Raw genomic sequence first — 2,026 nt, 5'->3', positions numbered from 1 at the left:
CGAAGCGGATGGCGCCGAACGTCTCCTGCTTCAGGGCCAGCATCAACCGTCCGCCCAGCACATCGCCCGAGGGTTCACCCGCGACGAGGAAGACCAAAGGCACATCCTCGCTCATACCGCCTCCGTAACGATTCCGGTGACAAACAGGCCGGCGGCGTCCGCCGCCTGGGCCACCTGGTCGGCGCCCAAGGTCAGGGTGCCGCCCGCTTCCACCGCGATGCCGCGGAAGCCGTGGGCCGCCGCCTTTTGCACCGTTGTAACGCCGATGGTGGGCAGATCCAGGCGGATGTCCTGCTGGGGTTTCCGCATTTTCACCAGGATGGGGCCGGGGCCTTCGCGGCGGAGCGCGCCGCAGCGTTCGATCAGGGCGTCGGTGCCCTCGATGGCCTCCACCCCCAGCACCAGGCCCTGCTGCACCACCACCGCCTGCCCCACGTCCAGCAGCCCCAGGGTGCGGGCCACGGCCACGCCATGATGGATGTCGGCCTGGGCCGTGGCGTCAGGCGCCAGGGCGCCCATAGGGCCGGCGGGGCTCAACAGGCCCTGCACCAGGGCCTGCACGGCCACCACACCGAAGCCCTCTTCCTCCAGCGTCGCCACCAGGGCGCGTAGGATACCGTCGTCGCCCAGCGCCTTGGCGCCGATGCGGGCGAAGAACTTGGCGGCGAACCAGTCGGGGCGCATCTCGGCCAAGCTGGGGCGGCGCACACGGCCGGCCAGCACGATCTCGCCCACGCCCTCGGCCCGGAGCCGGTCCAGAATGGCGCCGGCGGCGCCGATGCGGAAGGCGGCCTGGGGAACATCGGGCGGCACGATGGCGCCCTGGCCTTCCAGCGTCACGACGAAGACGTCGCGGCCCATGGCCCGGCAGGTATCGACCAGGCGCCCGGGCAGGTCGCCCCCGCCGGCCAGGATCCCCAGTTTCACGGGGGTGTCCGCCATCAGCGCGGCTGGCACAGCGCGCGGCCGCCACGGCCACGGATAAAGGCCAGGACCTCGCCCACCACCGGCGCCGGATGGGCGCTTTCCACGGCCGCCATGCGATCAGCCAGCGTGCCTTCGTGGCCGAAGATGCCGTCGAAGGCGGTGCGCAGCGCGGCCACATCCTCGCGCGAGAAGCCCCGCCGGGTCAGCCCCACCAGGTTCAGCCCCGCCAGGAAGGCGCGGTCCCCCTTCACCAGGCCATAGGGGATAACGTCGCTTTCCACGCCCGACATGCCGCCGATCATGGCATGGGCACCGATGCGCACCCACTGATGCACGGCCGACAGCCCGCCCAGGATGGCGTTGTCGCCCACCTCGACATGGCCGCCCAGGGTGGCGTTGTTGGCCAGGATGACGTTGTCGCCGACAATGCAGTCGTGCGCCACGTGGGAAGAGGCCATGAACAGGCAGCCATCGCCCACGCGCGTGACCATGCCGCCACCTTCCGTGCCGATGTGCATGGTCACATGCTCACGGATGCGGTTGTTACGGCCCACGATCAGTTCCGCCGGCTCCCCCTTGAACTTCAGGTCCTGAGGGGCATGGCCGATGGAGGCGAAGGGATAGATGACGGTGCCGGCGCCCACCTGGGTGCGGCCCTCCACCACCACATGGCTTTTCAGGTCCACGCCGTCGCCCAGCGTGACATGGGGGCCGACCACGCAGAACGGCCCAATCGTGACCCCGGCGCCAATCTGGGCGGCGGGATCGACCATGGCGGTCGGGTGGATGACGGTCTCGGCTGCGGAAGCGCTCATCGTGGATAAGGCCTAGCTTTCCATCACGATCATGGCGGCGTAGGTGGCCTCGGCGCACATCGCGCCATCCACCCAGGCCTCGCCCTTGAACTTCCAAACATTGCGGCGGTTCTGGATCTTCTGGACCTTGATCTCGACGCGGTCACCCGGCACCACCGGGCGGCGGAACTTCGCCTCCTCGATGGACATGAAATAGACCAGCTTGCCCTCGGNCGACTGCCCCAGCGTGTGCATGACCAGCACGGCGGACGTCTGGGCCATCGCTTCCACGATCATCACGCCCG

At 69.4% G+C, this 2,026-nt stretch carries 3 protein-coding genes; all 3 read right to left on the bottom strand.

Translation table 11 applies throughout. The features are described 5' to 3' along the window. Positions 1-111: 111 nt before the first annotated feature. Complete coding sequence (locus tag I55_RS08240; protein WP_307718697.1) at positions 112-927, bottom strand: LpxI family protein; 816 nt, start codon at positions 925-927, stop codon at positions 112-114. A 14-nt stretch (positions 928-941) separates the two neighbouring features. Continuing rightward, complete coding sequence (gene lpxA / locus I55_RS08235) at positions 942-1,742, bottom strand: acyl-ACP--UDP-N-acetylglucosamine O-acyltransferase (protein ID WP_044560038.1); 801 nt, start codon at positions 1,740-1,742, stop codon at positions 942-944. Between the two features lie 12 nt (positions 1,743-1,754). Continuing rightward, on the bottom strand, positions 1,755-2,026 hold a 272-nt coding region (locus I55_RS08230), incomplete at its 5' end, for a hotdog domain-containing protein (RefSeq protein WP_044560037.1).

The sequence above is a fragment of the Azospirillum sp. B4 genome (assembly GCF_000333275.1).
GTDB lineage: Bacteria > Pseudomonadota > Alphaproteobacteria > Azospirillales > Azospirillaceae > Nitrospirillum.
The sequence above is the reverse complement of the archived record's forward strand: the minus strand, read 5'-3'. Positions and strand labels throughout refer to the sequence as shown.

What these genes read in the sequence shown, in the direction of transcription:
- lpxA (WP_044560038.1), bottom strand. Translation starts at nt 1,742, where the DNA reads ATGAGCGCTTCCGCAGCCGAGACCGTCATCCACCCGACCGCCATGGTC.